We start from the raw sequence: 6,351 nt of genomic DNA on the forward strand, positions 1-6,351 counted from the left end.
TTTACCTGCTCTTTGGTCAATCCTAAAGTTACTATATTTTATTATGCAAGTCTAAAGGAACTATAGCCGGTGTTGTAAAACGTTTTTTTATTCAATAGTTTTTTTCTTTTTTCAATTCTCCGTTTTCGGTATAAGTTTTCCAAAGTCCGACCTTTTTTCCGTTCACGGTTTGTCCTTCTTTGAACAAATAACAAACTTGTAGTTTATATGAGCATTTATAATATTTTTCAATTCTTTTAAAACTGATATGTTCGTCGGATTCGAAAAATTCGGTCAGATTATTTGCGTTTGAGTCGATTTCAGTTGTTATGGATTCGGATGTTTTATTTCCTTCTCGGTCATAAGAGTTCCAGGATATTATATTTCCGTATTTTCCTAAAAGAACTTCGCTTGCAATTTGTCCGTTTTTGTAATATTGAGTTTGCTTTCCTGAATGAGTTGAATAGTTTTCTGAATTGTACTTATAAGTCGTAATTGTGCTTATCCACCAAATTTTTCCATTTCCGTAAAAAATTGTGTCTGGTTTAGATTCAATTTCCTCAATTTCACTCACTATTTTTTTGAATCTATCAGTATGTTGTGCATTTGATAAATTACAAATCAGAAGTAAGAATATGATTGTTAGAAGTTGTTTCATTCAAATGTTTTACAACGGTCTCGTATAACCGTCAGTTGCGGGATAAAAGTTAATGTTTTTCGGTCAAGCACTGACGTTAGCAATTCCGAGTGGATTCGGACGTAGTCGAATCCGCCGTAATTGCGGTTATACATTGTTGTGTGCTGGCGTTTTTAATCAGTTGATATTTTTCTTGTCCGTTATTAGTAAATAAAATTGTTAAATGGTCAGCCCAATATGAGTCAGTTTCACCTTTTTTAATTTCGAGTGCTGAAATCCATATTTTGTCAATTCCGAATTCCATTTGCCAAGTTTGGGGTAAAGTAATTTTCTTTTTTTCTCCTTTTGGTATGAATTCGTTATTCACTTTGTGCAATTCTTGACTAAAACTCTCATCCCAAAGAACAATTATTTCCGTTATTGTTTTGTTCGTCAAGTTTTCCCAATTCCCATTTTCAGTCAGCGAAATTGTCTTAATTCCTTCTCTTTTGTTTAATTCAGCCAGTTTTTCAAATCCGATTCCGTAACAGTAAAATTCATTATCCCATTTAATTTGAATCAGTTCGTCATTGTCTAACCTAAGAATAACATTCATATCTACAGAATGAATATCGGTAGAATGTTCCCAATATTCAGATTCAGTTTCGTAGTCCAATTCTTCGTAAAAGACTTCAATTATTTTTCGTCCGATAAAAGTCGAATTTATTCTGTCGTAATATTTTAATTCTTTATCCGTCATTTTTTTTCCGCTTGCACACAACGGTTTTGTGTAACCCGCGTTGTGTGGGTTGGTAACGAAGATAGCTAAAAAAACCGAAGATTCACGCTTGCGAGGATTTTCCGAAAGGAAAATCAGAAGCAATGCGTGTTACACGTTGTTGTACAACGTTTTTATTTTATTATTTGTCCGATTAATTCCTTGTCGATTTTCTCGGTGTTTAATTTTAAATATCTGTAAGATTTGACTTTAGAACTGTCCATTTCCAAAATCAAAACTTTGTTTTTATTCGAGTACGCAATTCCATTTTCGAAAGTCAGATAATCATTTCCGAATTCAGATTCCAATTCCGTTTTTGAAAGTCCGATGAGATTTGCTTTTCCTAAATCCGAATCTTTATTAAAAATGCTAAATTCAATTAAAGTTTCTGTTTTGTCATCATATCTGTGTTTGTTCTCTCCGAATTTAAAAACCACTATTCGGTCAATTTTTCTTGGGTCAGTAAAATCCTCTGTTGGATAATAATAAACATAGAAAATAGAATCCTTAATTTTTGGATTAAAATAGTAGTCAGTTCCATTTGTTACGCTTGTAGTGACGTAATTAGGATTTTTTAAATTTTTGAAATTCTGTAAATCAATCGGATTTTCGAGTAAAGAAATCAGGTTTGGATTTTTAGTTGGTTTTTCTACTTTTTCTATTTTTAATCCAGTTGAATCGACAACAATTTGCACTTGTTCAGTTTTCTTTTCAGTCGCATTTTTGCAACCTAAAAAAACTAAAAATAATATCATTAAAACTCGGATTTTCATTGTTCGGTCAAATGTTGTACAACGGTGCATCTATGCTTCCGTTGCGTGTGTTTTTCGCTAAGTTAGTAAAAAGGCACTTGCCATTGGACTATTGCGAGTGATTTTCCGCATGGAAAATCTGAAGCAATGGAGTATAGATAGTGTTGTACACAGTACTTTTATTTCCATTTTTCTATTAATTCAGTCACACCGTTTTTAATTCCGCTATAAAATTCTCCATTTTTAAATTCTGGTATGATTATTTTATCAATTACTTGTTTACAAATTTCGTCGGTCAAAATGCGTTCAGTTCCGTATCCTGTTGAAATTTGTATTTGTCCACAAGGTTTGCAAAGTAAAATTATCAGTCCATTATCTTTTTCCGCAGTTCCAACTCCCCAATATTTTCCTAAATCAGTTGTGAATTTTCGAATGTCTGAATAGGGTTTAATACTGTCAATTGTTACCACAACTATTTGTCGAGTTGTTTCAATATTATAGTCATAAAGAATGTCCGATAGTTCTTTCCTTTGTGAAGGACTAAAAATGCTGTCATAATCGTTTATAATTAGACCTTTGAGTTTTGTTTCTCGAAATTTTTCAACTGTTGAGAAATCAAATTCAGTAGTAGTTTTTTTAATTTCCGTTTCTTGAGCTGTTCCTTTACAAGAAAGCAAATTTAAAGTCAGAAATAGGATTAATATTTTAGTTCCGATTTTCATTTGAGGTATTGTGTACAACGGATTAGTATATGAGCAGTAGCGGAATAAAAAGCACTTCACTTTCAGCTTAGTAATGACTTTTAATAAAAGTACAAACCTTTGATTTAGCACTAAACCCGCTATTGCTTATATACATTGTTGGCATTTCGTTATTTTTTTTCGTCCTCGATTAATTCTTTTTCTAGATATGTCGTTTCGACTTTATCAAAACTCCATTTTTGGATTGAAAAATCTACTATTTTCTTATGTCGTTTTTCGATTGAATCTGTTTTCCAAAAAACTGCTTCATTTTCAGAAGTGGCAAAATCTTTAATCTCTGCTTGTTGATTTAAAAGTGGATTTGCTTTGTAAGAGTCAAGTTTATCTTTAAATGCCTTATTTCCAATTGAAGCATTATGTGAGCCTGATATTAACATTAGATTACCCAAGCTGTTTAGGTGCTTGGATACAAAATCTTCGGAATATTCACGGTCTTCATTCAGGTCGTAGCCTGTTGCTATTGGTTCTCCGTCTGTTGGTGTTTGCGGTGAAATATGTTCTATTTGTTCATTCTCTAAGCTAAAGTTTTTGATACTATACCCTTTATTCTGAATTGAATTTTCATACTCCCAAAGCAAATAGTTCAAAACCTTATTTCCATACATTCCACCATTCAGATAATTTTTTGTGTTTGTATCACTCCAATACCAAGATTCATTCAATTTACTTTTAATCTCTTGTTTTAGGCTTATTAAATCTCCTTTAAAATTGAGAAGAATTGAATTTAAACGCTCTTGAATGTTGGCTCTGCTATTTATCAATCTTGCACGAAAGGTCAAGATTTCAAGTATATTAAATAGTGTATTCAGTTTCTTACTATCATCTCCAAAGTATTTATATCCTCTGATTACAAAAGGATAGATAAAGGCAGGTGCATTTATTTTTGAAAGCTTTTTTGCGTAAAAATTATCTGAATTTTCAAACTTCTTCATATTTGAGAAGGAAGTGTGAAGTTCAGAAATATATTTTTTAATCCAATCTATTTTGTTTTCTGATTTTTTGAAAACTTCTTTAACATCTTCTAATGTCCTGTAATTATAGCCTTTGATATAAGCGTTGTTGTGATAAATTAGTACACTATCTTCGTTGAGTTTTTTGAAATCATTGATTATTAAATAAATCAGCTTGAAAATATTTGATACATTTTCAATATTTGATTCTGTTTCTTCAGGGTCGCTGTAAACGTACATTTGATACATAAAGTAAGATTTGATTTTTTCCATATTTGTCAAATCTTTACCTCTGTTATTCTCCAATTCAAACATTAACGCAGAATCCTTTTTTCCCTCTAGTTCGATAATTGTTAGGTCAGTCGTTTCAATTTTTGTAAGAACTCGTAGTAAAATATCTGTATTCAACTTTTCCAATTCAGTGACAAAAAAGTTTTTTGCCTCTTTTATTCTTACTTGTGAAGGTGTATTTGTTTCAAATTTCTTTTGATTGTCAATAATTAATGAATCAAAGCAAGCCCTATCATATTCGACTGGGCGTAGTTTTATATTCCCACCGTTTTTAAGGAAAATGTTTTCTTTAGTTTGAAAGTCGAAATCTTCGAGCTCTTTTTCTCGCTTTTTCAATACGTTCAGAATTGAGCGTATGAAAATGGTCAAAGTAGTTAATCTCTGTTGTCCGTCAATAATTTCATACTTAACATCTTTTTTGACAGTTTCTAAAAGGATATTTCCATAGAAGTAGTTATTCTCTCCTTCAATTTGTTCCAACAAGTCGTTAAGAAAAGTTTGCCACTGGTCTTTCTCCCAAGAATAGGCTCTTTGATATACTGGTATTTCAAATGATTTTTGTGAGCTATCAAAAAGTCCTAAAGTTGTTTTCCTGTAAAAGTCCATATTTTATTCGTGTCGTTTTTTATAATGAATGCCAACGGTTGGGCTATGATTTCGGCGTGGAATCGTCCGCAGGACTATTCCGCAGAGAAATCAGTTTAAATATAGGTTTAACTTTTGGTTTTTGCACTGTCGCCACGCTGAATTATAGCCGTTGTTGTGCAACGTATTTTTTATTTATTACAAATAGTCCTAAATTTTCCAGAAAATTCTTTGTCAAATATTTCGTCTTTCATTCCTTGCTTTTTTAAAAATTCTCCAGCTTTGAAAAAGTTCTTCATATAAAGTGTATAATAGCCAGTCAGTTCTTTACTATTAAATGGGTTAGCATTTAATTTTAAATCAACACTATCTGCTTTGAAAGTCATTTCGCTACCATCGATAACATCAGTCCACTCGTCATATTCCACGCCTATTATGTCAAGGTCATTATTAAGTTCAATGGTCAGAATATGTCCAGTAAATCCGTCATTTGCTATATTCTTTATTGTAAAACTATCTCCATTTTTATTGAGTTCAATTGTTTTGTCCAAAACGTCAGATTCCATTGAGCAATCGTGTGGAAAATAAAAATCCTCTTTCTCATAATCAGTCAATTCAACAATTTTAGCTTTTCCTAATTTTTCTTGTCCAGAACAATTAATGTTTGTCAGAAAAAATAAAGTCAATATCAGTCTTATTGGTTTTTCCATATGTTGCACAACGGTTTGGCTATGATTCCGTTGCGAGTAAAATCCGCAGGATTTTCGAGTAGGAATCATAGGTTGTTAAATGTAGGAATATTTTGTTTAAATAACCAACATAGCAATGGATTATAGCCGTTGTTGTACACCGTTTTTTATTTTTTTATAATTCCAGCACGGTCAAAATATTCTCCGATGGCATACGTCGGTAGTCCTTTCTCATAACCCAATCGGTAAAATCCAATTCCGTTGCTTTTTTGGTCATTAACTGATTCTTGGATTTCTTTTGCCCTTAATATTATATCAAATTCACTCAACTCTGATTTAAATTCAAGAATTTCTCCTTTTTTAAATCCGCCTTTTGGGCCATAGGGAACGAGAACAATTTTTGTTGCGTTGAATTTCCGGTTCTCAAAGTCAGATTTCAAGTTTTTAATTTCATCAGAGTGGAAAGAATTCCAACTTACATTTTTAGTTCTTCCAAAACGCATTGGCAAGTCAGGGCGAAAATATTGGGATTCTTTTTCTGTTAAAGACAAATTTTCAATCAATTCCGATTTAGTTTTGAAAATCTCGGTTGACATTCGGTAGAATATTGTTTTGACACCAAAATTGTTCGAAAATGTCCAATTATTTTCAGACCAGAGACAGTCATAAAACACTTCGTAATCGTCAAATCCGATTATCCGTAACGGTCTTTCGTCAAATTCTGTTTTGTATATATCTCCTAATTTCAATTTTTGGGCAAATGGTGTACAACGGTCTCGGCTATGATTTCGTTGCGGAAAAATCCGCAGGATTCTTTCCGCCGTAGCCGAAAGATAGCAAATTTGTAATGAAATTCCGAGAGGAATTTCAGCCGCAATGATATCTATGACATTTGCAAATTAAAATCATATAATTTTTGATTTTTGACCATTGCGAACATCCTATGGACT

Annotated in this window: 7 protein-coding genes; all 7 read right to left on the reverse strand. The window is 32.2% G+C overall.

Going from position 1 to position 6,351, the window contains the following annotated elements:
- Positions 1 to 91: 91 nt before the first annotated feature.
- The 7 genes from WJN01_RS15270 to WJN01_RS15300 all read right to left on the reverse strand — a co-directional run bounded on the left by WJN01_RS15270 (position 92) and on the right by WJN01_RS15300 (position 6,150).
- Positions 92 to 637, reverse strand: coding sequence for a hypothetical protein (locus tag WJN01_RS15270; RefSeq protein WP_445198026.1), 546 nt, complete (start codon positions 635 to 637; stop codon positions 92 to 94).
- A 76-nt stretch (positions 638 to 713) separates the two neighbouring features.
- Positions 714 to 1,355 (reverse strand): hypothetical protein, encoded by a 642-nt coding sequence (locus WJN01_RS15275; protein ID WP_445198027.1) that lies wholly within the window; start codon positions 1,353 to 1,355, stop codon positions 714 to 716.
- Positions 1,356 to 1,507: 152 nt separating this feature from the next.
- Positions 1,508 to 2,128 carry a hypothetical protein gene (locus tag WJN01_RS15280; protein ID WP_445198028.1) on the reverse strand — a complete coding sequence of 207 codons (621 nt, stop codon included), beginning with the start codon at positions 2,126 to 2,128 and terminating at the stop codon, positions 1,508 to 1,510.
- A 176-nt stretch (positions 2,129 to 2,304) separates the two neighbouring features.
- Positions 2,305 to 2,847, reverse strand: a complete 543-nt coding sequence (locus tag WJN01_RS15285; RefSeq protein WP_445198029.1) for a TPM domain-containing protein — start codon at positions 2,845 to 2,847, stop codon at positions 2,305 to 2,307.
- A 149-nt stretch (positions 2,848 to 2,996) separates the two neighbouring features.
- The gene (locus WJN01_RS15290) at positions 2,997 to 4,733 is read right to left on the reverse strand and encodes a DUF262 domain-containing protein (protein WP_445198030.1); all 1,737 of its coding nucleotides are present in this window, start codon (positions 4,731 to 4,733) and stop codon (positions 2,997 to 2,999) included.
- A gap of 170 nt (positions 4,734 to 4,903) precedes the next feature.
- Positions 4,904 to 5,422, reverse strand: a complete 519-nt coding sequence (locus WJN01_RS15295) for a hypothetical protein (protein ID WP_445198031.1) — start codon at positions 5,420 to 5,422, stop codon at positions 4,904 to 4,906.
- Between the two features lie 146 nt (positions 5,423 to 5,568).
- Positions 5,569 to 6,150 (reverse strand): hypothetical protein, encoded by a 582-nt coding sequence (locus tag WJN01_RS15300; protein ID WP_445198032.1) that lies wholly within the window; start codon positions 6,148 to 6,150, stop codon positions 5,569 to 5,571.
- Positions 6,151 to 6,351: the final 201 nt, after the last annotated feature.

Origin of the sequence: Tamlana sedimenti, from assembly GCF_038148895.1 — a bacterium.
Lineage (GTDB): Bacteria > Bacteroidota > Bacteroidia > Flavobacteriales > Flavobacteriaceae > Tamlana.